At 44.9% G+C, this 24,894-nt stretch carries 24 protein-coding genes and 1 pseudogene; 7 read left to right on the top strand and 18 right to left on the bottom strand.

What is annotated here, in order from left to right; translation table 11 throughout:
- Window positions 1-6: 6 nt before the first annotated feature.
- From SC79_RS16175 to SC79_RS16200, 6 genes are all read right to left on the bottom strand, one after another.
- Window positions 7-1,317: a phosphoribosyltransferase family protein gene (locus SC79_RS16175; RefSeq protein WP_039076035.1), complete on the bottom strand. Its 1,311-nt coding sequence runs from the start codon at window positions 1,315-1,317 to the stop codon at window positions 7-9.
- Window positions 1,307-2,467 (bottom strand): HpcH/HpaI aldolase/citrate lyase family protein, encoded by a 1,161-nt coding sequence (locus tag SC79_RS16180; RefSeq protein ID WP_039076036.1) that lies wholly within the window; start codon window positions 2,465-2,467, stop codon window positions 1,307-1,309. The genes SC79_RS16175 and SC79_RS16180 overlap by 11 nt, the downstream gene beginning before the upstream one ends.
- A gap of 61 nt (window positions 2,468-2,528) precedes the next feature.
- Entirely contained in the window at window positions 2,529-3,302 is a 774-nt protein-coding gene (locus SC79_RS16185) for a TerC family protein (RefSeq protein WP_010331380.1), read from the bottom strand.
- Between the two features lie 51 nt (window positions 3,303-3,353).
- Window positions 3,354-3,932, bottom strand: a complete 579-nt coding sequence (locus tag SC79_RS16190; RefSeq protein WP_039075931.1) for a TerD family protein — start codon at window positions 3,930-3,932, stop codon at window positions 3,354-3,356.
- Between the two features lie 33 nt (window positions 3,933-3,965).
- Complete coding sequence (locus tag SC79_RS16195) at window positions 3,966-4,547, bottom strand: TerD family protein (RefSeq protein ID WP_039075932.1); 582 nt, start codon at window positions 4,545-4,547, stop codon at window positions 3,966-3,968.
- A 23-nt stretch (window positions 4,548-4,570) separates the two neighbouring features.
- Window positions 4,571-5,173 (bottom strand): TerD family protein, encoded by a 603-nt coding sequence (locus tag SC79_RS16200; RefSeq protein ID WP_039075933.1) that lies wholly within the window; start codon window positions 5,171-5,173, stop codon window positions 4,571-4,573.
- A 287-nt stretch (window positions 5,174-5,460) separates the two neighbouring features.
- On the opposite strand from SC79_RS16200, the gene SC79_RS16205 reads away from it, so the two are divergent.
- A complete protein-coding gene (locus tag SC79_RS16205) occupies window positions 5,461-6,456 on the top strand; it encodes an LLM class flavin-dependent oxidoreductase (protein ID WP_039075934.1) in 996 nt (331 codons plus the stop codon).
- 241 nt (window positions 6,457-6,697) lie between these two features.
- Here the strand turns inward: SC79_RS16205 and znuB are convergent, their stop codons facing one another.
- From znuB to rapJ, 6 genes are all read right to left on the bottom strand, one after another.
- Window positions 6,698-7,540: a zinc ABC transporter permease ZnuB gene (gene znuB, locus SC79_RS16210; protein ID WP_039075935.1), complete on the bottom strand. Its 843-nt coding sequence runs from the start codon at window positions 7,538-7,540 to the stop codon at window positions 6,698-6,700.
- Window positions 7,498-8,193 (bottom strand): zinc ABC transporter ATP-binding protein ZnuC, encoded by a 696-nt coding sequence (gene znuC / locus SC79_RS16215; protein WP_010331386.1) that lies wholly within the window; start codon window positions 8,191-8,193, stop codon window positions 7,498-7,500. Before znuC ends, znuB begins: the two co-directional genes overlap by 43 nt.
- Before the next feature lie 60 nt (window positions 8,194-8,253).
- Window positions 8,254-9,258, bottom strand: coding sequence for a metal ABC transporter substrate-binding protein (locus tag SC79_RS16220; RefSeq protein WP_039075936.1), 1,005 nt, complete (start codon window positions 9,256-9,258; stop codon window positions 8,254-8,256).
- A 182-nt stretch (window positions 9,259-9,440) separates the two neighbouring features.
- On the bottom strand, window positions 9,441-11,132 hold the full coding sequence (locus SC79_RS16225; protein ID WP_039075937.1) for a glycoside hydrolase family 13 protein: 1,692 nt from the start codon (window positions 11,130-11,132) through the stop codon (window positions 9,441-9,443).
- Window positions 11,133-11,154: 22 nt separating this feature from the next.
- Window positions 11,155-11,931: an SDR family oxidoreductase gene (locus tag SC79_RS16230; protein ID WP_039075938.1), complete on the bottom strand. Its 777-nt coding sequence runs from the start codon at window positions 11,929-11,931 to the stop codon at window positions 11,155-11,157.
- Window positions 11,932-12,240: 309 nt separating this feature from the next.
- Window positions 12,241-13,362 (bottom strand): response regulator aspartate phosphatase RapJ, encoded by a 1,122-nt coding sequence (gene rapJ / locus SC79_RS16235; protein ID WP_039075939.1) that lies wholly within the window; start codon window positions 13,360-13,362, stop codon window positions 12,241-12,243.
- A gap of 122 nt (window positions 13,363-13,484) precedes the next feature.
- Between rapJ and SC79_RS16240 the strand changes: the two genes are divergently transcribed.
- On the top strand, window positions 13,485-13,988 hold the full coding sequence (locus SC79_RS16240; RefSeq protein ID WP_039075940.1) for a M15 family metallopeptidase: 504 nt from the start codon (window positions 13,485-13,487) through the stop codon (window positions 13,986-13,988).
- On the opposite strand, the gene SC79_RS16245 is transcribed toward SC79_RS16240, so the two are convergent.
- Together SC79_RS16245 and SC79_RS16250 are read right to left on the bottom strand one after the other, a co-directional pair.
- Complete coding sequence (locus SC79_RS16245; RefSeq protein ID WP_039076037.1) at window positions 13,985-15,349, bottom strand: YcdB/YcdC domain-containing protein; 1,365 nt, start codon at window positions 15,347-15,349, stop codon at window positions 13,985-13,987. The two genes, SC79_RS16240 and SC79_RS16245, sit on opposite strands and share 4 nt — an antisense overlap.
- A gap of 178 nt (window positions 15,350-15,527) precedes the next feature.
- The gene (locus SC79_RS16250) at window positions 15,528-16,961 is read right to left on the bottom strand and encodes a YcdB/YcdC domain-containing protein (protein WP_331386565.1); all 1,434 of its coding nucleotides are present in this window, start codon (window positions 16,959-16,961) and stop codon (window positions 15,528-15,530) included.
- A gap of 165 nt (window positions 16,962-17,126) precedes the next feature.
- Between SC79_RS16250 and SC79_RS21055 the strand changes: the two are divergent.
- Window positions 17,127-17,249, top strand: a pseudogene (locus SC79_RS21055) (hypothetical protein); the annotation flags it as partial.
- 29 nt (window positions 17,250-17,278) lie between these two features.
- Complete coding sequence (locus SC79_RS16255; RefSeq protein ID WP_039075942.1) at window positions 17,279-18,349, top strand: DUF5105 domain-containing protein; 1,071 nt, start codon at window positions 17,279-17,281, stop codon at window positions 18,347-18,349.
- Window positions 18,350-18,385: 36 nt separating this feature from the next.
- On the opposite strand, the gene SC79_RS16260 is transcribed toward SC79_RS16255, so the two are convergent.
- The 3 genes from SC79_RS16260 to natA all read right to left on the bottom strand — a co-directional run bounded on the left by SC79_RS16260 (window position 18,386) and on the right by natA (window position 21,346).
- Window positions 18,386-19,318 carry an aldo/keto reductase gene (locus SC79_RS16260; protein WP_039075943.1) on the bottom strand — a complete coding sequence of 311 codons (933 nt, stop codon included), beginning with the start codon at window positions 19,316-19,318 and terminating at the stop codon, window positions 18,386-18,388.
- 135 nt (window positions 19,319-19,453) lie between these two features.
- Complete coding sequence (locus tag SC79_RS16265; RefSeq protein ID WP_039075944.1) at window positions 19,454-20,605, bottom strand: ABC transporter permease; 1,152 nt, start codon at window positions 20,603-20,605, stop codon at window positions 19,454-19,456.
- A complete protein-coding gene (gene natA / locus SC79_RS16270) occupies window positions 20,606-21,346 on the bottom strand; it encodes a sodium ABC transporter ATP-binding protein NatA (protein ID WP_039075945.1) in 741 nt (246 codons plus the stop codon).
- A gap of 143 nt (window positions 21,347-21,489) precedes the next feature.
- Between natA and natR the strand changes: the two genes are divergently transcribed.
- Together natR and SC79_RS16280 are read left to right on the top strand one after the other, a co-directional pair.
- A complete protein-coding gene (natR, locus tag SC79_RS16275) occupies window positions 21,490-22,191 on the top strand; it encodes a two-component system response regulator NatR (protein WP_039075946.1) in 702 nt (233 codons plus the stop codon).
- A gap of 12 nt (window positions 22,192-22,203) precedes the next feature.
- Window positions 22,204-23,160 (top strand): sensor histidine kinase, encoded by a 957-nt coding sequence (locus SC79_RS16280; RefSeq protein ID WP_039075947.1) that lies wholly within the window; start codon window positions 22,204-22,206, stop codon window positions 23,158-23,160.
- Between the two features lie 38 nt (window positions 23,161-23,198).
- Here SC79_RS16280 and SC79_RS16285 read toward each other — a convergent pair whose 3' ends face one another.
- A complete protein-coding gene (locus SC79_RS16285; RefSeq protein ID WP_039075948.1) occupies window positions 23,199-24,275 on the bottom strand; it encodes a helix-turn-helix domain-containing protein in 1,077 nt (358 codons plus the stop codon).
- A gap of 233 nt (window positions 24,276-24,508) precedes the next feature.
- Between SC79_RS16285 and SC79_RS16290 the strand changes: the two genes are divergently transcribed.
- Window positions 24,509-24,892 carry an RDD family protein gene (locus SC79_RS16290; RefSeq protein ID WP_039076038.1) on the top strand — a complete coding sequence of 128 codons (384 nt, stop codon included), beginning with the start codon at window positions 24,509-24,511 and terminating at the stop codon, window positions 24,890-24,892.
- Window positions 24,893-24,894 lie beyond the last annotated feature (2 nt).

The raw sequence follows: 24,894 nt of genomic DNA on the forward strand, positions 1-24,894 counted from the left end.
ATCAGATCACGCCTTTCCTGAGAAAGTGACAATGTGGATATGAGGCACTTCTTTTTCTTTAAAAATATCAAAAATCGGCTGTAATGCCTCATCCGAAACGTCCTTCTCCAGACAGAAAAAGACTTCGTCATACACTCCGGCAGGAAGGTTATAGACAAAATGGCGGACCTCTTCATCTTCCGGATTCATAAATGAATAACCGTTTTGCACGGCATAGCCTTGTTTCGCAACCGGGTGAATCGGGCTGCGCGTGGTAGAGTGATAGGAAACCGAACCGCCAAGTGTTGAGGCGATTTTCATTGGCAGATACATCAGCTCTCCCGTTCCAAGCACGAGCGTTCTTTTGCCCTTCCGATATTGTTCCATGTAAAGCGCTGCTTGTCGGCAGGCTTCGTGAACAGCCTTTCGCTCAGACGGTTTTACACCGAATCGCCCTGTTTCTTTCACGTAAGAATGAGTGTTTGCGGATAGTTCCGGCTGATAAGGAACGGATGTGAAGAAACCCGATAGATCAATGTTCGTTCTGTTTATCGCAGTTCCTTGCAGCTTCGGGCTGTAGTTGTAGGAGGACTCGGACAATGGCACACCCTTAAAGGAAATCCGCCCTGATAATAAAGCAACGGTTGAAATCGTGACGCCTAATTCTCGTTCAGCCTCTGCATATGCCTTCTTATGCTCCTCCGTCCTCCAGTCCAATAAAGACAGGACAGCGTATTCTTTGCGCGGAAATTTGGATTGGATATCCCGAATCATATGTAATGCGGTTTTTCCTGTCGTGATTTCATCATCTACAAGAAGAATCGGACAACTGTTGTTTATCATATCAGGCTCTGCGTAACACAGCTGATCAGTGGCATGGGAATGTTCTTCCACAAATGTGATCGAAGGCTCTGTATTTCGAATCTGTTCACGTGTCGTATGGACAAACGACGCATGTTCAAAGCAATCATAAACCGCGTGTCCAAGCGCCGTCGCCGTTTCCGCAAACCCGATTACAAGCGGTGCTTCGTTCAATGTAACACGGTGCTTTTGCAGCGTTTGATAAGCAGCTTGAAGCTCGCTTTCCTCTTCTGAAAGAAATCCGTCCAACATCTCGTTTTTTTCCTTTATCTCCTGTCCGGTTTTCCGTTCGGCGTACTCCAAAGCAAGCAGCCCGGACGCTAAAAGCGGCTTCAGCGGGTGAACCGGAATATGTTTGCCCAGCACTTTGCTGACAAATAAAAAGCCCCTTTTCTTATTCACTCTTGCGGCCATCTCAAACAATGCTTGTTCAGGTATGAAAAGCGGGTTGTCTGTGACCGACAGATCAACCGCCATATTGTCCAATATTTGAAGGGTTTTGCTGTTCATTGAGCAAATCGGTGAAAGATCGGTTTTCATGATACACCCCATATATTTCTGATTTTAATAAGATTTTTTCAGCCCATTTCATATGAGGCTTGATTTCATTCATTTTGTTAGAAAAATGGCTTTTCATCACGCCGATTGAACCGTTTCCGTGATGAATAATGCTTGACGCATCGAGATAGTCTTCCTTTGTTACGACATACAGGCTGTTCACAATTTTGAGATGGGTCGGATGGATGACCGTTTTTCCGTGGATGCCGTTGGCGATGTCAAGTTCGGTCTCTTTCACCAAACCTTTTATATAATCATTCAGCTCAACTGGCTGGTGTGCCGAAAGCAGATGCGGCTTTTTCGGTGCCTGAAAATACTCCCATACAGGGCCAGAAATGACGAACTCCCGGCCGAAGTAATTGATGATATCTGACATAAAGTCCGCAATCATGCGGATATCATAAATCGTTTGCTCCGGCTTTCTTCTGATGCCGTATAATCCGCATAAATCAGTCGCACCGATCCGCACATTTAAGATCAAATCCTGATGCTGATGCAAAACCATACTCAGTTCAGACAAAGCAGCAGCTCTAGTCTCTTTCATTAACAAATCGGGTGTTTCCAATATTGGCATGCCGTAAAGCGGCACCGTCATGCGACTCGATATGTCTTCAAGTGCTTCAACATAGTCACTGGCGTTTTTTGCTGAGAATTTTGGGAACACAAATCCGGTTAACAAATGGAGTGCAGGCCTCAGGGCATCGGCTAATTGCTGCATCTGTTTCGGAGACCGTACACGCACAAACATAAATGGGAGATGGTCCGGCTTTATCGTGCGGTGCTGGATCGCCTGCTCGATCAACCGTAATTGATGGCTCACATTATGTTCAGCCCGCTTGACCTCATGATCTCCAATCGCATCCTCCAGACAGAAAACAATAGATGATACATCCTCATATTTGCGTTTTGTTATCACCGCCGCTATGTCCGGGCGGGTTGCCGGCATATATAATACGGCCCCCAGTGCGTGCTCAAGCAGCTTTTTAGGCGACTCTTTCGTGACCTGTTTCGGCGCTTGATAAAATACATTTTCTTCTTGATGTGTTGATAAATAGTGGAAATACCGCACACACGTCACCTCTTTTCTGTAACAAAAAAGGAAGGACATCAACCTCCCTCCTTGTTTTGTTTTATTCTTCTTTTGACGCGGCTGTTTGTTCGCGCACTTGCTTTTGTTTGTTGATATAGTGAATGATGAATGTAATGGCAAAAGCAGCGATAATGATAATGAAGAATACAGAGTGCGGCATTTCATAATGGAAGGCACTCCCCGCCATTTTCAGCGCGATAATACCGATTAATACGAATGCTGTATTTTCCAGCTCAGGAATTTTATCAATCAGTACAAGGAAGACTTTTGCCACTGTACGCATCATTAAAATACCAAGCATACCGCCGACCAGAAGCACCCATACTTTTTCTGAAACCGCAAACGCGGCCAGGATGCTGTCCACAGAGAAGGCAAGGTCCATCAATTCAACTGAAATAACAGTCGCCCAGAAGATACCGAACGTGCGGACCATCCAAGAATTTTTCTTCATCCCGTCCGTTTCATCTTCTTTTTCACCGATCCAGAAATGCTTAATGACGAGCCAAGCGAGATAAAGCGCGCCGAGCACCTTGATCCACCAGAACTTAATGAGGAGCATACCGAGCCCGATAAAAATAAACCTGAATATATAAGCTCCAAATAAACCATACGTTAACGCTTTTTTCCGCTGTTTTTCCGGCAGGTGCTTGACCATCACCGCAAGAACAAGCGCATTATCGGCCGACAAGAGGCCTTCCAAAACAACAAGGGAACCGATCAGACCCCAGGAAACAGGATCAGACAGCACTTCCCCCCACATTTTCCAATCGAAAAATGAAGCATACGTAGACATGATATGATGTAAAAAGTCCAAGTTTTTTCCTCCTATTAATTGAAAACGGTGACTTCTCTATTTGTCACTCGCTTACACTTGCAAACCGTAATTCCGGCACAACGCAGCCAGCCCGCCGGAAAAACCGCTGCCGATCGCATTGAATTTCCACTCGCCGCCGTGTCTGTAAAGCTCACAAACGACAACAGCTGTTTCAATAGAAAAATCCTCTCCCAAATCGAAGCGAAGAAGTTCATTCTGCGTCTCCTCGTCCACAATGCGCACAAATGCATTGGAAACTTGTCCAAAGTTTTGGCTTCGTGCTTCGGCGTCGTGGATGGTCACTGTGATCCCGATTTTCTCAATGTGAGCAGGGATTTTTGAAAAATCAACGATAATCTGCTCATCATCTCCGTCACCCTCACCCGTGCGGTTGTCACCCGTATGGATGACACCGCCGCTCGGATGCTCAAGGTTATTATAGAAGACGAAATCGAGATCATTCACGCAGTTGTCATGCGCATCAACTAAAAAAGCTGAAGCATCCAGGTCAAAATCTTGCCCGCCGGAGTACTTGTTTGTGTCCCAGCCTAAGCCGATCACCGCTTTTGCGAGTCCCGGATTTGTTTTCGTTAAGTCAATGCGCTGTCCTTTTGATAATTGAATGGCCATACTGCCTCTCTCCTTCTGCTCTTCGTATTTGTCTTAACCGATTTGCAAGCCGTAGTCTGTTGCGATGCGGGCAAGGCCGCCTTGGTAGCCTGAGCCGATCGCGGAAAATTTCCACTCGCCGTTATGTCTGTAAAGCTCCCCTGCAATGATTGCCGTTTCAATAGAGAAATCTTCCGCAAGGTCGTAACGGATGAGCTCTTCATTTGTTTCTTCATTTACGATGCGAACGAACGCGTTTGATACTTGTCCAAAGTTTTGGCTGCGCGCTTCCGCTTCGTGAATGGTGATCACAAATGAGATTTTTTCAATATTAGCGGGCACAGCGCCGAGATTCACTTTGACATTCTCGTCGTCGCCTTCTCCAGCACCTGTCAGGTTATCGCCTGAATGGACGACTGAACCATTGCCGCCTTCAAGCTGGTTGTAGAAAATAAAATCATTTGGAGACGCGCATTTGCCCGCAGCGTCTAACAGAAACACACTAGAGTCAAGGTCGAAGTCATGTCCGCCGTCATACTTATTCGTATCCCAGCCTAAACCGACAACGACCTTTGAAAGTCCCGGATTTGTTTTTGTCAAATCTACTTTTTGTCCTTTTGCCAATGAAATTGCCATGTTTCATCCACTCCTTTTTTCTTTTATACGTATCGGCTGATAATATCTTCTAATCTCGTATCGTTTGTGCCTTCACCGATCGCCGCGAATTTCCACTCGCCGTCCTGGCGGTAGATTTCAGCCGTAATCAGGCTTGTTCTGCCGGCATAGTTGTCTTTTAAATTGTATTTGAGCATTTCTTCATTTTTAGATTGATTGACCACACGGATAAACGCATTTTGAATCATGCCGAAATCTTGTTTTCTTCTGACACAATCGTAAATATTAACGACAAATACAAGCCTGTCGATATTTGCAGGCACTTTCCCCAAATCTATCAAAATTTGTTCGTCATCACCCGCACCGTCGCCTGTCAGGTTATCGCCTGTGTGTTTGACACCGCCGCAGCGGCTTTTCAGGTTGCCGAAATAGATGATATTTTTCTTATCGGTGAATTTGCCGTTTTCCAGCATCAATACTGAAGCGTCACAGTCGATATTGGGTCCGCCTCCGCCGAGCAGCTTTCCGAAAAAACCGCCTCCGCCGGATGAAACCGGGTCCCAGCCGAGACCGACCATCAATTTTGATAAGCCCGCTTTTCCTTTTGTTAAATCAATACGCTGACCTTTTTCTAAAGAAATCGCCACACGATTCACTCCTAATCATCAAGATGTGAATATAGTCACATTTATTTTTACGTACAAAGGGAAGATGAGTATGCCGTAAATTATTAATAGATACGTTTGTTATTATAGCAAAGTTTCATAAAAGTTAAGAATGATTGACGAAAATCCTCGAAAAAAATGTCCATATTTGGTGTGTTTTTTGCAAATCATATGAATTATGATTCTAAAACAAACCATTTGACGTGAGCGAGTCATTTTGCCTATTCTTGTGTCACATTCTAAAAAACAGACAGAAAGGAAGCGGCCTTTTGATTCATTTCAGCATACTTGACCAGGCACCTGTTGCTAATGGAGAAAGCCCTGTGACAACTCTTCAGCATTCGGTTGAGCTGGCCGGATTAAGCGAACAGTGGGGATATAAGCGTTATTGGTTTGCCGAACATCACAGCACGAAAGGACTGGCAAGCACAGCGCCTGAAATCATGATCGCCCGCATCGCCGCAGAGACAAACACGATTCGTGTCGGATCAGGCGGCGTGCTGCTGCCCCAGTACAGCCCGTTTAAGGTGGCCGAAACCTTTCGCCAGCTTGAAGCGCTGTATCCAAACCGGATTGACCTCGGTGTCGGGCGTTCTCCCGGAGGCACGACACAAACCCGTCTTGCGCTGACGGACGGGGTGAAAAGAAGCTTAACCGATTTCAACAGACAGCTGCAGGATGTCTCTTATTTTCTCACAGATTCGCTTCCTGGCGGGCATCCGTATGCCGGAATCAAAGCGGCGCCTCTTGTTGACACCGCACCGGAGCTATGGGTGCTCGGTCTCGGAGAAAACAGCGCAAGGCGCGCGGCGCATCAGGGGATTGGATATGTATTTGGGCATTTCATAAATCCCGAACGAGGAGAAAATGCGTTTCACATCTATCGGGAAAGCTTTCGGCCGTCAGCTCACTTCTCGTCTCCGGCCGCACTGTTTACGATTTTTGTCATTTGCGCAAAAACAGATGAAGAGGCAGAAGAGCTGGCGTTAAGCCAGGATTTATGGCTTCTTCGCGTCGGAAAAGGCTTGGACAGCCGCGTGCCGAGCATCGAGGAAGCAAAAACGCATTCCTACACAGAGTCCGATAAAAAGCGCATAGAAGAAAACAGAAAGCGAATGGTGATTGGTTCCCCAAACACTGTCAAACAGCAGCTTTTAGAGCTTACAGACCGCTATGAAACAAATGAAATCATGGTTCTGTGCAATGTGTTTGATTTCGAGGCAAAAAAGGAATCATATGAGCGGCTTGCCGGACTGTTTCTCTAAAAAAAGCAGTTTTTCCGATGGAAAAACTGCTCAGATTGTTGACAAAGTCATAAAACGGTTTTTGTTTTATGACTTTGTCATCTTTTCAGCGTGATTGAAAACCCTTGAAGTCTAGGAAGGGCGAGCATTGGAGCACAGCGAATGTAGATATTCGTGAGCACCGACGCGCAGGCCTGACAACGAATGCGAGGGTTTGTCGACACGCTGAGCAGTTTTTCCGATGGAAAAACTGCTTTTTGCGTTACCCGCGGCTTTTTTTGCGCAGGGCTTCTTTTTTCATAAACATCCAAACGCCCTGAACCACAAATCCAATCAAAAGCAGAACGATCAAAAGCAGGGTAATAGACGGCCCTGGCGGCGTTCCGAGCTGATAAGATGATGTCAGTCCCATAAATACGCTGAATAACGAAATGAGCACCGCCGTAATAAATACCCACTTGAAGCCTTTTGCAATTCTGATAGCGAATGCTGCCGGCAATACGAGCAGGGCTGATACAAGAAGGACCCCAATGATCGGGATAATAACCGAAATCGCAAGCCCTGTCACGATACTGAATGACATCGACAGAACGTTTGTATTGATTCCTGATGTTTTTGCTGTTGCTTCATCAAACGTCAGCAGGTAGAGCGGCCTTTTGAGTACGATAAAATATAGCAGAATCAGCAGTGTAATGATGCCGATAATATAGACCTGCTGCTGGTTGACTGTCACGAGCGATCCAAATAGGTATTGATCGATGCTCATAGTGGCGGCGCCTTTTGAGAGGCTGATTAAAAACATCGCGAAGGACAAACCAGCCGCCATTAAGATGGCAATGGACACTTCTGAATATGTCCGGTACGCCCGCCGCATGTATTCGATCCCGATTGCGCCGATGGTTACGACGACGATGCTCGCCGCGGTAATATTGGTGCTAAGGAAAAAGCCGATGGCCACACCCGACAATGAAATATGTGAAAGTGTGTCAGCCATTAAGGCCTGTCTTCTGAGAACGAGATACACTCCTAGTATCGGAGCCATGATGGCGATCATGCCGCCTGCTAGAAAAGCTCGTCGCATGAATTCCAAGTCAAACATTTCCATCCGCCTTTTTCTCCTCTCTCTAATCGAATCACTTTATCTAAAAATTGCTGTACTTCATTTTGTTCGTGAGTAACCATTACCACTGTGCGATTGTGATTTTTCACGAGATGGTGCATAAATTCGTAAAATCCTTTTCTGCTGTCGTAGTCAACGGCTGTTGTCGGTTCGTCCAGCATTAAGAGGTCCGGATTGCTGGCAAGCATTCTGGCAATACAGATTTTCTGCTTCTGTCCGCCTGATAGGTCGCCGATTTTCCGATAGCGCAGCTCCCACATTTCCACCATTTTCAATGCTTTTTCCACTTCGATATGATCTTCTTCATTTAAACGTTTGAACCATTTCCCTTTTGTATAGCGGCCTGACTGCACAAGCTCCAGCACAGTGCTCGGAAAGCCGGCATTAAATGAGGAAATTTGCTGCGGCACATACCCGATGGTCAGGCGTTTTCCTTCTGCATTCTTTTTGCTGATCGTCACTGTGCCTTCCCACGGTTTCAGCATGCCGAGCATTACTTTCATAAGCGTCGATTTAGCGGCGCCGTTTGGGCCCGTGATGCCGACAAACTCACCGCTTTCTATATCAAGTGATACTTTATCCAAAACAGGCGTATGGGAATAGCCGAAAACGATATCTTTCAATGAGACGAGATTCATGTCAATCTTCCTTTCTCACAAAGAAATAGTGTGCACCCTCCGGCGCACACTATCTTATGATTAATCTAATAGTGAATCTTTCAGGGCATCGAGGTTTTGCTTCATAATGTCGATATACCCTAACCCTTTATCTTGTTCTTCCTTGCTTAAGCCTTCCAGTGTATTCAACACTTCAGTCTTCGCGCCAAGTTCATTGGCCAGCGTATCTGCTACTTTGGAGGATGCAGCCTCTTCAAAGTAAATGACATTGATGTCATGTTCTTTGGCATACGTTTTTAATTTCGCTAAGTCGGCTGCGCTCGGTTCTTGGTTAGGCGAAAGGCCTGCAATCGGAACCTGCTTCAAACCGTATTCTTTTGCCAAATAGCTAAAAGCTGTATGCTGTGTGATGAATTCTTTCTTCGCCGCTTTTTTTACGGTTGTACGATATAGTTTATCAAGATCCTGCAGTTTTGCAATATATTCTTTACTATTTTTCTCATAGTATTCTTTGTTATCCGGGTCCTGCTTGACAATTTGCGCCGTAATATTTTTTACTTCTTGCTGCGCAAGAACAGGGCTGAGCCATACGTGAGGGTCCATTTCATGGCTGTGCTCATGCTCCTCGTGGTCTCCGTGCTCTTCGTGCTCTTCGTGCTCTTCGTGCTCACCATGCTCTTCATGCTCTTCGTGTTCTTCTTCAGAGCCTTCCATTAAATCAATGCCTTTGCTCGCATTGACGAAAACGGCATGGTCTTGGCCCATGCTTTTTTCAGCGGACGGAACCCAAGTTTCCATGTATTCACTATTATAAACGAACAAATCAGCGTCCTGAATGTTGGCAATGTCTTTCGGTGTCGGTTCCCAATCATGCGGTTCAATGGATGATGGAATGAGCAAGTCAACCTCAGCTTTGTCTTTTACGATTTGTTTTGTAAAATCATACATCGGGTAGAAGGTTGTGGCAATGTGCAGTTTATCACTCTTTGAATCCTCCGCCCCTTTTGATGACGAGGAATTGCCGCATGCTGCTACCAATAAAAAGCATGCGGCCATCACAAACAAGCCGCTCCATTTTTTAAACATATCTTATATCCCCTCTTTTTCAGTAATTTCAAATCAAAATGATAACGATTTTGTAATCCTTTATCATAATAAACCGAAGTCATTACGTTTTGCAAGCGTAAATTTCATTTTACTGTTATTCTTTCCGTCTATAGCGCTAACATATGTACGTAAAAAAAACCGGCTGAAAATGCCGGGCTGAGTCATTTGATTGAATTGTCCAGAAGATACACCCTGCTTTCATAAGGCTGAAACACCATTTCATCAGCAAGGTCACCGTTGTTTTTATAATTGCTGAGAAGCAGAGAGGCCTGAAACTTGCCGCAGCTCTTAGGCCACCTGAAAACAGCTTGCTCTTTTGAAAAGTTATTCACCGACAAGAGTTGTTGTTTACCATTTTCTCTCATGTACACAAACAGCTGCTGATCAGCCGGAAGCAAAAGTTCATAGCTTCCTTTGATGAGATCAGCGTACTGCTTTCTCAGGCTGATCAGCCTTTTATAATAGGTTAAGATCGAATCAGGGTCTGCCTGGGCTTCCTCCACATTAATGGACGCAAAGTTCGGGTTGACCTTCAGCCAAGGCGTGCCTTCAGTAAATCCGGCATTTTTGCCGCTGCTCCACTGCATTGGCGTCCGGGCGTGATCCCGGCTTTTGGCTAAAATTGACCTCATCACTTCTTCTTGATCATAGCCTTGTTCAAACACCCGTTTATGATACATATTGATCGTTTGGATATCTTTGTAGTCCTCAATCCGGGTAAACGGCGCGTTTGTCATCCCGATTTCTTCTCCCTGATAAATATACGGCGTTCCCTTCATGAGATAAAGAACGGTGGCGAGCATTTTCGCGGATGCTTTACGGTATTCCCCATCGTCTCCAAATCTGGACACAATCCGGGGCTGGTCATGGCTGCACCAATACAAAGTATTCCAGCCTTCATGTTCAAGCTTCTTTTGCCATGTGGTCAAAACCGACTTTAAATCAGAAAGCTCAAGGGGCTTCAGATCCCAATGTTCTTTTCCGGGCTGCTGGTCAAGCTCCATATGCTGAAAGTGAAAAATCATATTCAGCTCATGCTCATCAGTCCCCGTATATTTCAGTCCTTCCTCCGGTGTGACACTGCCAACCTCCCCGACAGACATCACATCGTACCGGGAAAATACTTCATCTGTCATTTCTTTTAAATAGTCATGAATTCGTTCGCCATTTGGCTGGAAAGGCTTCGGCTCTGCCTGCTGATTGAGATAGTCCTCATACGAAGGAAGATATTCTTTCTTCGAAATGAGATGGAGCTGATCAATGCGCAACCCGTCGACCCCTTTATCGAGCCAAAATCTCATCATGTCAAACACCGCTTGGCGCACCTCGGGATGTTCCCAATTTAAATCAGCTTGTTTAACGGCATTCATGTGGAGATAATATTCTCCCGTATGCTCCTCGTATTGCCAGACCGGGCATCCGTAGTCAGATACCCAGTCCGTCGGCGGGCCGTTCTTTATGCCGGGGCGCCAATAGTAATAGCTGCGGTATTTGCTGTTTTTATCCAGCTCAGCTTCTTTAAACCAAGGATGCTCCACCGAAGTATGGTTTAACACAAAATCCATCACCAGCTTTAATCCGCGCTGGTGCACCTGGTCAAGCAGCTCGTGAAAATCGTCCATCGTTCCATATGAATCCATAATCGTCCTATGGTCCGTCACATCATAGCCGAAATCAACATTCGGAGAAGGATAAATCGGGCAAATCCAAATCACGTCTGCTCCGAGTTCCTTTATGTAATCAAGGCGGGAAATCAATCCCCGCAAGTCCCCAATTCCATCTCCATTGCTGTCTTGAAAGCTTCTCGGATAAATTTGATAGACCACCGCATCCTTCCACCAGTCTGTTTTCATCCCGCAATCCCCCTGTTTTGTTCTATTCAAACTGAGACGGATAGAGTGTCATCCCGCCGTCGACAAAGAGTGTGGTGCCCGTTACATAACTCGCTTCCTCAGATACGAGCCAAGCCGCTGCTGCCGCCACTTCTTCCGGCTTTCCGAAAGCGTTCATCGGAATTTTTTTCAGCTGTTTTTGCCTGTTTTCTTCTTCTTTTGTATCAATATTTGATTCTGTCGCTATAGTGCCGGGCGCTATCGCGTTGACGCGGATGCCTTTATCCGCATAATTGAGTGCCAGCGTTTCTGTCATCATCTTGATGCCGCCTTTGGATGTGGAATACTGAACGTTTACGGGGCGCGGGATCTGCTGGTGAACGCTCGAGATATTCAGTACATTGCCTTTGATGTTGTTTTTCATCATGTGGCCAAGCGCTGCTTTGGCTCCCAGAAAGGTTCCTGTAACGTTGACATCAATGACTCTTTGCCAATCTTCAAGACTCATCTCATGCGGCATAGCCTCCGTGCCGTTAAAACCGGAGTTATTCACCATGACATCGAGCGTGCCGAAATGCTCTAAAGCGGTGTCGATGAGCGCCTGAATCCCTTCTTCTTTTGACACGTCCGCCTCAACTGCGACAGCTTTCCCTCCGTTATCCTTAATGATGTCCACCGTTTCATCGGCGCCAGAAGGGTCACTGTGGTAGTTCACAACAACATTCATTTTCTCCAGTCCAAACCGTTCCGCAATGGCTTTTCCGATGCCTTTTGAAGAACCTGTCACAATCGCTGTTTTTCCGGTTAAATCTTTAAACATAAACGATATCCTCCTCTGATTTTCTATTATGCAGTGGAAAATACCCTATTTTTCCGGGTTGAAAACAGCATAAAAAAAGCAGAGAACGGAAATGTTCTCTGCCCAGCGTGTCGACAAACCCTCGCATTCGTTGTCAGTCCTGCGCGTTGGTGCTCACGAATCATAACATTCGCTCCGCTCCAATGCTCGTCTTTCCTAGACTTCAAGGGTTTTCAATCACGCTGAAAAGATGACAAAGTCCTAAAACAAAAACCGTTTTAGGACTTTGTCAACAATCTGAGCAGAGAACGGAAATGTTCTCTGCCTTTTCTATTGAAAACGCTGCTCAGCAAGCTTCTTTTTTATATCCATCAATCTGCGGTAAAAGAAAGCGGCGGACTCATAACGTTCTTGCTGATTGAAATGTTCCGCTGTATCATGCAGCAGTTCTTCTGCATCTGCAAGAAGCTGGCGGGATTCCAGCAGGCCAAAGCATTCTTCAAGCACGTTCCGATCGCCGCTGCCAAGATAGAGCTCATGGATGAGGCGGAATTTCGTCAAGTACATGTCATCTTCCCATTCAGCAGCGCTCTTGATCCCGCGGTCATACGCCTCTGTCGCTTTTCCGTATTTCCCCTGTTTACAGTAGATATGGGTTAGTGAAAAAACGGCTTGAACGGCCTGCTGAAAGCTGTGCTCCTCAAAAATGACGGCGGCTGTTTTGATATAGCCCTCCGCTTCATTAAAATCTCCTAGACTGTACTTACAGTTTCCGACATTATAATGGGCTGCAGCAATCATGTACGCTTCTTCAAGCTGCCTTGCATGATCTAAGGCACTGCACAAGTGTGTGAGCGCCTTTTCATAATGATAGACATCTGTCAGATTTCCGGCGATGATAAATTCACACTGCACGCGGCGGCGGCCGTACAGCTCATATTTCGTATAGATATCAAGCGCCTGGCTCGCATAATTCATGGAAAAATACGTTTGTTTGATGTGATAATACACTTCTGCAACCTTAAAAAGAAACTCGGCTTTTTCGATTTCATCCTCGACATACTCGAGCTTTTCCTCGGCATGTTTATAATGGTCAATGGCTATGATGAAATTTTTCTGCTTAAATTCGTACATCCCTCTGAAATAATAAAAGTAGTATTCCAATAAGCCTGTGAGTTTTTGCTGATTGCTTTCAATTTCGTTCAGCATATCAGAGAACGGAGGCTTGGTGTCGCTGTCTTTCACCGGCATCAGCTTATCCAGCATGATTCGATGCCGGAATTCCATCAAAGAAAAATATAATAGCAAGTCCTGATTTTCTTCCATGTCTTCTAAATCGTATTCGATCTCCTGCTTTAACGCTTCTGCTTGATCTGCTTCAAATGCGCGAATGAGCTTGTACCATTCGTTTAGCTTTACTGCTACTTCCTCAGATGGAATTTTTGCTCTCATCGGTCTGCCTCCTTCCTCCAGATACTATTTATGTTATATTTTATCATAGCTGTTCTCTTTTAGAGAGAGTCAATCGCTTAAAAGCGAAAACATTCAGCACATCATGAGAAAGTGAGACCGATATGAAATTATCCGCAAAAATTTCTGTTATCTTATGTATTCTGTTTCTTCTTGATCTGTGTTTTAGCTATATACGAAACGAATGGCATTCTCAAAACGCTCTCCAGGATATGCCTGTCCCTTCAGATCTTCATCCGATTGTGAAACAAAATGCCGAGGCCCTCAAGGCCGCGGCAGCGAATAAAGGCATTCACATTGTCATTACAGAAGGATTTAGGTCCTTTGAGGAACAAGACGAATTATATAAACAGGGACGCACAAAAAAAGGGAATATTGTCACCTATGCAAGAGGAGGGGAATCGTATCATAACTATGGTTTAGCCATCGATTTCGCCCTGCGAAAAAAGGATGGCAGCATCATTTGGGATATAGAATATGACGGCAATCAAAACGGTCAATCAGATTGGCTGGAGGTTGTCGAGATTGCCAAAACACTCGGTTTTGAGTGGGGCGGGGACTGGAAACGATTCAGAGACTATCCCCACTTGCAGATGATTCCTGACTAGACACCCTCACAGCCTTTTCTTTTCCTTATGTGCGCATCAATATAGGAAGGATAAACCGGCTGATATACAAGCTTGTAATGCTGCACGCTGCCTGCTGTAAAATCAGGCTGCCATACCAGCTTCACATCAAAAGCGGCTAAAAATGTTTCTCTCGCTTCTTGGGCTGACACATCCGGCCTGTGATTGATTGTTTGTAATTGTTCAGGATCAATATCCGGCGCCATAAAAGCATCTATCATTCCAGTTTCCGGATTGACAATGATCCGGGCAGCGCCAAACCGCAGCGGCACTCCTTTATACCAGACAGAGAAATGGTTTCGGACTCTCCCTCTTTCATCAATGAGGACGGGATTCGCTTTGAAAAACTCAGCCGCTCTAGGATAGAGCGCATACAAAAATTGAAGCGCTGTCCTTCGGCATTCTTCTATTGAGCATTGGCGGGTGCTCCCCTGTTCCATAAAAGAGATCGCCGCTCTTAATTTCCCTGTTCTTTTATCCGTTTTTATTTTGATTGTGTTTTTATTTCTCGTTTCAAAATAACTCCCTATGCTTAAATCCTTCCGCTCCGGCGCGTCTCCTTTGCGCCATGTGCTTCCCATTTCTTCCCCAAAGTCCGTCGCACTGACTTTCTGCATATCAGAGGTGAAGCCGAGCATGGTGTATATATCGATTTCGCCCGTGTTCTGAAGTGTCGGCAGGGGCGCCCCGTTTTCTATTCTCTCATCAGCGATATGCTGGTCGGGAACGATTTCGTCAACATCGGCGGGATAGCTGTACCCTGGCAGAATCGGTTCATACAATAGCCTTGGTGCCTGTTCGCCGTCTATGACATCGTACATCAGCTGCAAGGACATTGTATTTACGTAATGCGACACAACCTTCTCTTTTGCTACAAATTCCTTAGGGACTTTGGCTTTATGCTCTTCTCCATAATATAAAAAATGGATAATCTGTCCGCTTCGTGTCATATCAATCAAAAAGCCTGAATTGGGTAGCGGTAGTCCCATTTCCATTTTGGCATATATAAAACGGATGTACTGCCCCCGTTCTTCCTTGCCCTGAAAATGAAATGTCATAAAGGTGTCGGGATGGTTGGCAGCAGCAAATTGCAGAGCTATCAGCTTCAGCTCGGCGTCCGGGAGCTTTTTGTCCGCCTCGGAGCGAACGGTTGTTGAAAAGGTGAGCAAAGCACCGTCATTTCCAAGTTCAACTGTAATATGCTTTTCAGGATCTTCAGGGTCCTTCCAGATGAAGTACGCCTGCCCCTTTTTCTTTTGGCCGTAATCTTCTATCTCAAGCTCATAATGCGGCGGTACATTCCCGATCTCTTGCGCCTTCTTTTTCAGTTGTTTATTCACCAATGAAGTCATCCTTTCAAAAGAGTCTACGACAAAGAGAATCCTGTTTATTATATAAAAGGACCCTTCTTCATTTAAAGTGAAGAAAGGTCCTTTTCTATTATTGTCTTTATTCTCAAAGATTCTTTCTGTTACTTTCATCACACTTCATCTTCCGGCATTTGTGCGGCTTTTCACAGTTTTACCATAAACTCATCACTGGCTCTCCTGTATGGGCTTCGATAAAACGCGGATACATCGGCTTGTAGACGAGCCGGTAGCTGTTTTCTTCATCATCTCGGTATTCCCTCTCCCAGCCAAGCTCAACTTTAAAATGCTGCCAGAAGATTGCCTTCGCCTGTTCTGCTGAAATGGCCGGAACCGGTTCAATGGGTTCCAGCTCCTTCGGGTCAATATCCGGCGCCATATAAGCGGTAATGTACCCTGTCTGGCGGCTGACGCAGATTCTGGTCTGCCCAAACCGGAGAGGCACTCCATGACAGTGCGCTTCAAATGTAAAACCAGCGACTGCGTTTTCCTCTTCATCCAGTTCGTCGTACCTGATCTTAAAATATTGATCGGCATTCGGAAATAAAGCAAATAAGAAGCGAATCGCGATTTTTTCGCACTCTGCCTCAGGTACTGTCAACGGCCCTTTTCTCTCCATAAATGACATGACACCTTCAAGCTTTCCGGTCTCTTTGTTATGGCTGGTTTTCAGCACTTGATGAAACCGGCCTCGAAACCAGCTGTCCATGCTTTTATCCGCCGGCTCATATACAGGATCAGCCGGATTCCGCCAAACGGTTCCGATTCTCCCGTCTCCCAAATCGGCTTCCCGCTCTTTGACAAACTCTTTTTCGATGCCGATCATGCTGCCGAGATCAGCCTTTTCGTAAATGCCTTCGAATAAAGGGAGGGGAAAACTTTCACGCTCCCTGTCATCGTCATCGTCATCGTCATCAATCGCCCGTTCTTCTAGAACCAAATCCGCGGGTACGGTAATGGCTCTGCATTCAGGCTCATACACCAAATGCGGCTGATCGTCTCCGTTTTTGTAGACAGAGCGATGGAGAACCTCATATAAAAGGTCGAACTCCACATCCTTCTTTATGAAGGCAAGTGCCTCTTCATAATCGGCGACTCGCTTTGGTTTGATCACATTGGCAGCTTTCCCGTAATAGCGGAAGAACATGATCTCGCCTAAAAAGGAAACATCCGTTATAAATCCGCTCATGGGAAGAGGCAGTCCGGTCTCGATTTGAACATATGAAAATCTCACTTTATCGTCGTATGTACGGTCATTTTCTTCACGGACAAACGCAGAGAGCGCTTCAGGATAGTGTGATTCCACAAATTGACGCATGATATTCTCCAATTGCTCTTCTGACAGCCTTTCTCCGCTTTCTGGCTCAAGATCACGGGAAATGGATTCCAGCTGCCCCTTCGGCCCAAGTTCCACGATGATTCCGACGTTGTCATCTTGAGGATCTGTCCAACAAAAATGGGCTCTTTGCTCATGGTCCCCATAATCTTCAATTTCCAGTTTTAAGTGTGTCGGCACACGGCCGATTTCCATTGCTTTTTGTTTCAGTTCCTCTTTGTTCACCAAGACAGCCCCTTTCTTCGTTCGAATGTCACTCTCTGAATGATCTGAAAGTAATAGTCTAAAATACACAAATTTCTGAGTTTACCAGTTTTACCAGAACATTTTTCACCAAAAATAGGATGATGAACCTATTCAATATGAAAGCCAATAATCTTAAAATTAATCACGTTGTAACTTTTTATAGGTCCATTTATGACAAAGAAAGGCGGAGTTTCCAAAAAATCCGGTAAAAACCGTGAGAAAAGAACTGATTTTTTTGGTTATAAAATGATATTCCATTCAAAAAGATCCATTTCTCAAAGACAAAAGACTCCCCGCCCTAAACGATTTAAGGAGGAAAAAGAATGTTTCAGAAAAAAACGTACGCTGTTTTCCTAATTCTTCTGCTGATGTTGTTTACAGCAGCTTGTTCCGGAAGCAAAACAAGCGCAGAGAAGAAAGAGTCAGAAACAGAAAAAAGCTCAGATATAGCTCAAGTGAAAATCAAAGATGTCTCTTATGCACTGCCGTCTAAATATAATAAGTCCACTACAGATGACCAGATCGTGTTAAAAGTCAATGTCGCTGTGAAAAACACAGGGAAAGAACCGCTGAATGTAGACAGCATGGATTTTACTTTGTACCAAGATGACACTAAGATGTCGGACTCAGATCCCGAAGACTATAACGAAAAGTTGCGCAACAGCACAATTGACGCTGACAAAACCGTTGAAGGGAACCTTTTCTATATTGTAAATAAAGGAAAGAAATACGAGCTTAATTACATGCCGGAACACTATGGTGATAAAAAACCAAAGTCATTTACATTTAAAATTGACGGTAAAGATAAGAAAGTCTTAGCAACAGCTGATCAACTTCAAGACTCTGCCAAAGCATTATCTGCTTATATAGATGTGCTCATGTACGGCAAAAACAACCCAGAATTCGAAAAAATCACCGGGGCTAATAAAAACAAAATAGTAAATGAATTTAATCAAAACGCTAAGGATGGCTTTCTGCGAGGTTCAGGCCTGTATAGCAGTGAAGTTAACAATGCATCGCTTGATGGCATTTTAAACGGCATAAAAGCTGGTTTGAGCAAAAGTGCTTCATTCAAAGCCGAGACTACATCTATCTCAGGAGATGAAGCTGTTGTGCAAGCAACAGTAAAACCTATTGACGCCTCTACTCTTTCTGATCGAATAGAGGAAAGGATGAAAGATTTCTACAATAAAAAAGGCCCTGATGCTGATGATAATGAAGCATTAAAGTACGCGCTTAAAGTTTATCCAGAAGAATTTCAAAAACTTGGGCCGGCATCAACTGAAGAGAAGATTGAAGTCAAAATGAAGAAAAATGACATCGACCAATGGCAGCTTGATATGGACGATTACAGAGCGGCAGAATTAGTCGAAGCTTTCATACAACAAAAATAAACACCAAAGGAAATAGCCACGCGGCTATTTCCTTTTTTATGTGAATATCTTGCTGATAAATTCCACTTCATCTTCGGTCAGTTCAATGTTCAAGGTTTTCAAGTTATCTTTCAGCTGCTCCGGACGTTTAGCGCCTGGAATGATGGCGTCTATCGCTGGTCTCGTTAACAGCCACGCCAAGGCGACATGTGCCGTCTCCGCTTGTTTCTCCTCCGCCACCGCTTTCAGCTTTTCTACTTTTCTAAGATTGTGAATAAACGTTTCCCCCTGAAATTCCGGCTTATCCTTTCTGAAGTCATGAAAGACCGTATCCTTCGTGAATTTACCTGTCAGCAGTCCGGACGCGAGCGGAAAATAAGGAATAAAGGAAATGCCGTATTTTTCACAGTATGGAAGAATCCCCTTCTCAGCATCACGCTGAATGAGAGAGTATTCTGCCTGGAAGACCTCCAAATAGCCGTCTGCATTAAATTCCTGCAGCTGCTGATCATCTAGGTTCGAAGCGCCGATCGCTTTGATTTTGCCCTCATCCTTCAACTCCTTCAGCGTGCCTGCCACCTCAGCGAGAGGGGTTTTGCCATCAGGGAAATGAACATAATACAAATCAATGTAATCTGTTTTCAGCCGCTTCAGGCTCTTTTCCACTTCGCCGCGAAGAAACGCCCGGCTGTTGTCTAATTCAATGCTGCCACCCGCTTCTTTATGGGCCCCTTTAGTGGCAATGATGAGCTCATTCCGCATGCCGCGTTCCTGCACAACTTCGCCGATTAATTCTTCAGAACGCCCCAATCCGTATATAAAGGCGGTATCGATAAAGTTGACGCCGCCATCCAATGCCGTGCGCACCAAATCCTTCCCTGTTTCATCATTCAGATTTGGAAATAGATTATGCCCGCCGACCGCATTCGCGCCGAATCCGATCCGCTTCACCTGCAGATTCGTCTTGCCAAGTGTACGTGTTTGATCCATTGTTCCTTCTCCTTTGAAACCAATTTTGATGAAAAATAGAGCAGGGTCACTTTCTGTATTAGATATCCTTTTTCTATTTTCCTTCTTTTTTCAGGATATACAAAAAGGAGAAAGTGTATTTCTCCTTTTGCAAGTTTATTTTGGCAGAACCCATTTATCCTTCAAGAAGAAGGCTCTGGCCAGTAAAAAGAATATGGCGATGAGCACGGCGATGGTTCCTGACGTGTACAGAATGGCAGCTGGATCAATTACCCCGAATAAAAGCTGTTTGAATAAAGCGTGCAAGTTTAAAAATGGGATGACAAAGTACGATAAGTCAAATTGATTAGGTGCCTTGCTGAAGATAAAAAACATCGGGAACATAGGCAGAAAGACGATGAAAGACGTATAACTTTGCGCTTCTTTTACCGAACTGGAAACAATGCTAATGAAAAGCTCCATCGCCGAGATCAGCAATGCAGAAAGCACGATGATTAAGGCGGAAGCACCGAGCACGACCCACATATGATCCCCCATTTGGAAGGCCGTCCTTAAATTTTCTGTAAATAACACAGTCGACAAAATAAAAAACACCAAAGCCAATACGCCTGAAACAACACCAAAAGTGGAAACCGCCAACCACTTGCCGACCAGCATTTTGTTTCTACTGACTGGCGTCAATAGCAGCGCCTCAATTGATTTCCGGTCCTTTTCCCCAGCCATAATATCAAGAGCAATCGGCATTGCGCCAGAAACAATAGATGTTAGAATGAGCATGGGCAGAATGGCAGAAATCATAATAGCCGAAGCCCCTTTCTCCTCATCCGCTTCCTTTTGCTGAATCGTAAATGGCTGGATGACCGATTGATCAATGTGCTTATTTGTTAAACGTTCCTGTACAATTTCATTTTTGTACTGATCTAAGGCAGACTGCACAAGCTGCATTGGGCCTTGATCGATTGAATTGCCGTAAACCTCAATCTTAAAAGGTATCATGCTGTTGACGTATGAGTCGAACTCTTTCGGGACGTTCAGGTACACATCTGCTTTTCCGTCATCAACCGCCTCTTCAGGATTTGTAAATGTTTTTACGCTGATCTCGTTAATCGCATTGAGCTTGCTTTCCAGTGCAGAAGGCAGAGAATGGCCGACAGCCAGCGTGTATTGTTCCCCTTTGTCGGACAGTATGCTTTCATAAAAGAAGACAAGCCCAAGCATTGTAATCATCGGAACTAAGATCGTAAGTAAAATCGTTTTTCTATCGCGCAGTGCGTCGATCATTTCTTTTTTATAAATATGGCTCAGCATTTAAGAAATCCCCCTGACAAGCTTAGACATAAAGATGTAATTTAAATCCTTGCTCCGCTCGCTCTCGTATAATGATTCAAGCGCTCCCCTGTAAATCACCTCTCCGCTGTGAATCATGATGACACTGTCACAGAGCGCCTGCACTTCCTCCATAATGTGGCTTGAAAACAGAATGGTTTTTTGTTCTCTTTTCAGCTGCTGGATGAATTCACGAAAGATGTTGCTAGAGGTAATATCAAGCCCTGTTGTCGGCTCATCAAATAAAATGATGTCCGGATCGTGAATCAGTGCTCTGGCAATAGCAACTTTCTGCCTCATGCCTTTCGAAAATCCGCCCACTCTCCTGTTCATATAATCGCGCATGCCGAACCGTTTCGATAAATCTTCTATTCTTGCTTTGATTTCATGGCGGTTTAACCCGTACAAACGGCCGAAATATTGCAAGTTTTCTTTAGCGGTCATCCGGTCGTAAAGTCCGGTTTCCCCTCCGAATAAGACGCCGATTCTTTTTTTGACCTCGGCCGGCTGCTTGACCGTGTCAAAGCCGGCTACAGTGATAGCGCCCTGTGACGGTTCAAGCAAGGCAGCAATCATTCTCAGCATCGTGGTTTTGCCGGCACCGTTTTCCCCGAGAATGCCGACGACTTCTCCTTTTTGAATGGTTAAGCTTACATCTCGCACCGCTTTGACTACTTTTTTCTTATCATGAAACCTGCGGCTGCAATCGGTCAGTGTAATCATGTCATGATCTCCCTTTTCGTTATTTCTAGTAATGACTATATACGAAATGATGGATTTGTTGGATAAAGTTGTCGCGAAGAGTTCTTTTTATGTCGTGAAATGGGATAGAATAAAGATGATTCTATGTAACTAGGGGAATGATAATGGTAAAAGTCGGACTTGTCGATGATTATCGAGTAGATTTAGAGAAACTGGAAGCGATCGTATCTAGAATACAGGATGTCGAAATGGTCTTTTCGACCGATTCAGCGGAGGAAGCCTACAGGCGGGTGAAGAACGGAGACATTGATTTGCTGCTTGCCGATATCGAGATGCCTCATATGTCTGGGTACGAACTTGCTGATTTGATCAGATCCCATTCGCTTGATGTGGATGTGATTTTCGTGACCGGAAACGGCGGCTATGCAGTCCACGCCTTTGACCTGAACGTCCATGATTATATTATGAAGCCGTACCACGCCGACAGGCTGAAAGCTTCTTTCGACCGTTATGCGAAAAAGAAAACGGAAACGAGCTTGAATGGGCGGATTTTGATCAAGCAAAAATCTGAGATGCACGTCCTGCAAAAGAAGGATATCATTTTCGCAGAACGGACAGGACGCTCGACGACGATTGTGACAACCACAGAAGAGGTGCAGACGTATCAAACATTAAATGATATTAAAGGCGACCTGCCTGAAAAAGATTTTCTCCGTTCACACCGTTCCTTTATTATCAACATTCATTACATAAAGCATTTTTCGGCTTATACAAAGCATTCGTTTACGGTTGCTTTTGAGGGAACGCCTAAAAAAGCGATGATCACCAAGCAGCAGCTTGATTATTTTCAAAACTACTATTTTTGAGGAGTTCGGAACGTGATACCCTTTTTTCAATGTCTTTGCTTGTTTTCATTTAGTTTCATATTTTATCAGGGAGCTGCTGCTCTTTCGCAAAGCACAGCCGTCTCTTTGCCTGTGGCTGCTTTAGGCGCGGCGGCGGCAGGTTTGTACCTCTGGAAAACGAAGCGGATGTGGAATCGTTGTTCTCTCCAGCTTTGTTCGTGGATTGCCGTGATTCAGGTGATGTCAGCGGCAGCCATGCTGATCGGCGCTCCCATACTGCCGATATTGTTTTTGATTGTGATATTTGCAGCCGGTGAGGGGGTCCGTATCGAACAGTCTTCCTCGTTGGCTGGGCTTTCTGATCAAATTGATAAACTGACGCAAGCTGAAGAGCACGCCAATCGAATGCTGATGGATGTCAGAAGCCGGAATCACGACACAATGAAGCATATAGCAGCGATCCGTTCAGCACAGTCTCATGCAGATACACAAGCATATATCCAAATCTGGTCGAACCAGTACAGTCAATATGACCGTTTTTTGAAAGGAGAGAATGCGTATGTTGCAGGGGTGCTATATGATTTTCTTGAAAAAGCGCATGCTTCAAGTGTGAAGGTTTCGCTGCATATGCATACACCGCTTTCTTCACTTCCGTTTTCACCCGCTGATCAAGTCAGCATGATCGGGAACGTATTGGAAAATGCGCTCGACAGCGCGGCGGAGGCCAGAGAAAAAGCGGAGATCAAGCTGGAAACCTCGCTGCGCAGCGGGCTTTATGTGCTCATTTGTGAAAACAGCACGCCCGGCATGGACCAAAAAGTGCTCGACACACTGTATCAATCATTTGGCCGTTCAACGAAAAGCGGTGCTCATGAAGGCATGGGCACGTACATCATTCAAAAACTGGTGAAAAGCGCTTCCGGCAAATTAGATTTTACCTACCGCCATCCTGTCTTCCGGCTAGAGATCAAGATACCGTTCCAGAAATAAAAAACCTTGAAAAGCCCGGCTTTTCAAGGTTTTTTTCGTTAAGATGATAATGATTGCGCAAAACGATCCGCGTCATCTTGCAGCGTGCTTTCAATTTCTTTGTAGCGGCTGGAAATCGTTGATGCGCTGACGCCGTATTTTTTCGCCAATTTGGCTTGAGATACGGACACCCCGTTAAGAGAAATCGCATTCACATAATATTCAACTGCCGCTGCAAAAGCTTCCGGCTTTCTGATGACTGGTGATTTTTTCTCGCAGAATGTTTTCCAAATGTCAATAACAGCCGGAATTAGTTCAGTCGGATACTCATCTCCGCTCATGCCTTCTTCGATAGCCGCAGCTGTTTCTTTCTCCAAGTCGTTTGCCCACTCAACATTGCTTTCTTCCGCTGCCTCTGCTTGCGGCTCTTCATCCTTCTCCGCTAACAGCGCGAATAGAACGCTGTTGAATTCTTGCTTCATGAAGTCCTCAGGCGTTTTGCCACTTTTCACAGCAGCATCCGCATATTTCTTCACCTTGCTGATCAGCGCTTCGGTTCTCTTCACCGGGAAGATCGTGAACTGCATGAAGAATTCCGCTTTTTCCGCCTCATGGATCGGATAGCCGAGAATCAGGCTTCCCACTGGCGGTAAGTCTTGATTGTTGGCGTCCATTTCTACTTCGAATTGTTTTGTCGTAATGACATCCTCAAAGTGAATGACACCTTCTTTCAAGTCTTGCAGCAGCAATAACGCTGGCGTCATGCTCTTCCATGATTCAACGATCTCACGCGTTTTCGGACGAGTGATCGAATCGCCTTTTTTCTGAAGATAATCTTCGAAAATGGTCTTTTCACCAGCAAGAGGGTGGAAGAAGATTCCCCAGATCCCTAAATTAAATACGCTGATATCTTTCGTCTGTCTGTCCATAGCAGAAAGAAATTCATGCTGGTTGATAAATCCTGACATGCTTTCTCTATGTGCTGTGAAGGCAAACTCCACTAGGTCTTCCTGAATTTGTTTTGCTTCTTTTGCCGCTAGTTCTGTCGGGAAGTCGACAACTTTACTTCCGCAGCATTTTTTATATTTCTTGCCGCTGCCACATGGACAAGGAGCATTTCGTTTCACTTTTCCCACAATAAACCCTCCGAATTCTGTTGTAACTTTTCTATTTTAACAAAAATAACTTCTGAGGGCTTGGTTTCGGGCTAAAAAAGAATTTGGCAATATGAAAAGCTTAGTGATCATGTCTATTTACCTATGATATTTTAACTGTTTTTTGTGATTTAAGACTTATAACCTATTCCATCTAAAGGCTCTTCTTTTTTACAATGATTAGGTGTTTATTTAAATGTAAGGAAGTGTTTATGTTGGAACCAGCTGGTTTTATGCTGCGCGCCTGCGCTCTACTACTTGATGTGATCATAGCAGCCGCAGTGATTGTGGCATCCGGATTTACGTTTGGCGACGGATCCGCCGGCGTCATTGTTACCGCCATATTGGTGTTGCTTGTGTATCCACTGCTGATGCCGCTGACAAATTGGAAGGGTACACTCGGAAAAAAAATCATCGGGCTGCAAATTGTGAGGGACGAAACCTACGAGAAAATCACCCTCCCACAGGCTATTGCCCGTTACATGATCGCTTGGGTGCATGTGTTCTCCCGCCTGATCTATTTAACAGCCGCCTTTACGAAGAAAAAACAAGCCGTTCATGATATGGCTGCGAAAACCATTGTGCTGAAAGCAGAATAACC

Origin of the sequence: Bacillus sp. MSP13 (genome assembly GCF_000815295.1) — a bacterium.
Lineage (GTDB): Bacteria > Bacillota > Bacilli > Bacillales > Bacillaceae > Bacillus > Bacillus vallismortis.

Excerpts from the sequence above, each read along its gene's own strand:
- natA (WP_039075945.1), bottom strand. The coding sequence starts at position 21,346 with ATGATTACACTGACCGATTGCAGCCGCAGGTTTCATGATAAGAAAAAA.
- SC79_RS16225 (WP_039075937.1), bottom strand. The coding sequence starts at position 11,132 with ATGAAAACAGACTGGTGGAAGGATGCGGTGGTCTATCAAATTTATCCG.
- SC79_RS16230 (WP_039075938.1), bottom strand. The coding sequence starts at position 11,931 with ATGTTTAAAGATTTAACCGGAAAAACAGCGATTGTGACAGGTTCTTCA.
- SC79_RS16195 (WP_039075932.1), bottom strand. The coding sequence starts at position 4,547 with ATGGCAATTTCATTGGCAAAAGGACAAAAAGTAGATTTGACAAAAACA.
- znuB (WP_039075935.1), bottom strand. The coding sequence starts at position 7,540 with ATGGAAATGTTTGACTTGGAATTCATGCGACGAGCTTTTCTAGCAGGC.
- rapJ (WP_039075939.1), bottom strand. The coding sequence starts at position 13,362 with ATGAGAGCAAAAATTCCATCTGAGGAAGTAGCAGTAAAGCTAAACGAA.
- SC79_RS16260 (WP_039075943.1), bottom strand. The coding sequence starts at position 19,318 with ATGGATCAAACACGTACACTTGGCAAGACGAATCTGCAGGTGAAGCGG.
- SC79_RS16220 (WP_039075936.1), bottom strand. The coding sequence starts at position 9,258 with ATGTTTAAAAAATGGAGCGGCTTGTTTGTGATGGCCGCATGCTTTTTA.
- znuC (WP_010331386.1), bottom strand. The coding sequence starts at position 8,193 with ATGAATCTCGTCTCATTGAAAGATATCGTTTTCGGCTATTCCCATACG.
- SC79_RS16175 (WP_039076035.1), bottom strand. The coding sequence starts at position 1,317 with ATGGCGGTTGATCTGTCGGTCACAGACAACCCGCTTTTCATACCTGAA.
- SC79_RS16265 (WP_039075944.1), bottom strand. The coding sequence starts at position 20,605 with ATGCTGAGCCATATTTATAAAAAAGAAATGATCGACGCACTGCGCGAT.
- natR (WP_039075946.1), top strand. The coding sequence starts at position 21,490 with ATGGTAAAAGTCGGACTTGTCGATGATTATCGAGTAGATTTAGAGAAA.
- SC79_RS16255 (WP_039075942.1), top strand. The coding sequence starts at position 17,279 with ATGTTTCAGAAAAAAACGTACGCTGTTTTCCTAATTCTTCTGCTGATG.
- SC79_RS16240 (WP_039075940.1), top strand. The coding sequence starts at position 13,485 with ATGAAATTATCCGCAAAAATTTCTGTTATCTTATGTATTCTGTTTCTT.
- SC79_RS16190 (WP_039075931.1), bottom strand. The coding sequence starts at position 3,932 with ATGGCCATTCAATTATCAAAAGGACAGCGCATTGACTTAACGAAAACA.